The following is a 1,303-nucleotide window of genomic DNA, read 5'->3' on the forward strand; positions in this document are numbered from 1 at the left end:
GGACCTGACCCCCATTTGGTGGACACCTGATATCTAGCCCGGTTGGGCTGGGAAGAAAGGTAATCTACCACCATGTCCAGGTATTCCGAACAGTTCAAACGCGATGCCGTGGCCCTCTATGAAAACAATGAGGACCTCTCGCTGAACTCAGCATCAGCCGAGCTCGGAATCAATCGAGCCTCGCTACATTCTTGGGTCAAAAAGTACGGCACCGGCAAACGTGCCCGCATTAAAGCCGTGCATGATAAAGCCCAAGCGGCGAATGATTCTGCGCGAATCCGCCAGTTAGAAAAGGAAGTCTCTAAGCTGCGCGAAGAACGCGATATTCTGCGTAAGGCTGCGAAATATTTTGCCGAAGAGACACGCTGGTGATCCGCTTCCAGTTTGTCTATGACCACCGAACCGAGTACTCGGTTAAGCGGATGTGCCATGTGTTAAAGCTGAATCGTTCCTCGTTTTACAAGTGGGTCAGCACCCGTCAAAAACGCAGGTTAAAGATGTATTCCGACGGTCTTATTGGTGCAAGAATCAAGACCATCTTCGATGATGAGCACGGGCTTTACGGTGCTAAACGCATCGCCGCAAGCCTCAAGGAAGACCTGGTGTATACCCCGGTCAATCACAAGAAAGTTGCACGCATCATGAAATCCATGGGACTTCAAGGCTTTAGCAAACGGCGTCGATGCATCACCACTAGGCGCAAGCCTGGTCACCGCGTCATGCCGGATTTACTAGGCCGTACATTTACCGCTGATACGCCGAACTGTGTTTATGTCGGCGACATTACCTACCTGCCGTGCAAGGGCGGCAAAAACATGTACCTTGCCACAGTCATTGATACCTATTCACGGAAACTTGCAGGTTATGCACTCGCAGACCACATGCGTGTCTCGTTGGTCATTGATGCTCTAGCCCACGCACACGGTGTGCGTGGCAGTCTTGACGGGGCTATTTTCCATTCCGATCACGGCAGTGTGTACACCTCACAAACCTTTAGGAACTACTGCTCGTCGTTAGGTGTACGCCAGTCCATGGGCGCGGTAGGAACGAGTGCCGATAATGCCCTGGCAGAGTCATTTAACGCCACCTTAAAACGTGAAGTGCTACGTGATCGGAAAGTCTTTGACAACCCAATTAGCTGTCGCCAAGAGGTCTTCCGGTGGTGCATGCGCTATAACACGCGCCGGCGCCACTCTTGGTGCAATCTCGTAGCGCCTGATGTCTTTGAAGCCGAGACTTCAGCTACACTGACCACAGCAGCATAGCTAACCCCCGACGTGTCCACTTTTCGGGGGTCGGGCCC

1 protein-coding gene is annotated in these 1,303 nt (G+C 52.6%); it reads left to right on the forward strand.

Going from position 1 to position 1,303, the window contains the following annotated elements; all coding sequences use genetic code 11:
- The first annotated feature begins 72 nt into the window (after window positions 1–72).
- Window positions 73–1,265, forward strand: a protein-coding gene (locus ABRP84_RS11225; protein ID WP_349853832.1) for an IS3 family transposase whose coding sequence is annotated in 2 segments (ribosomal slippage) — window positions 73–352 and window positions 352–1,265 — 1,194 coding nt in all. Because the reading frame shifts where the segments join, the coding sequence is not laid out codon by codon here.
- Window positions 1,266–1,303 lie beyond the last annotated feature (38 nt).

It is taken from the genome of Corynebacterium sp. KPL2861, from assembly GCF_040225475.1.
Classification (GTDB): Bacteria; Actinomycetota; Actinomycetes; order Mycobacteriales; family Mycobacteriaceae; genus Corynebacterium.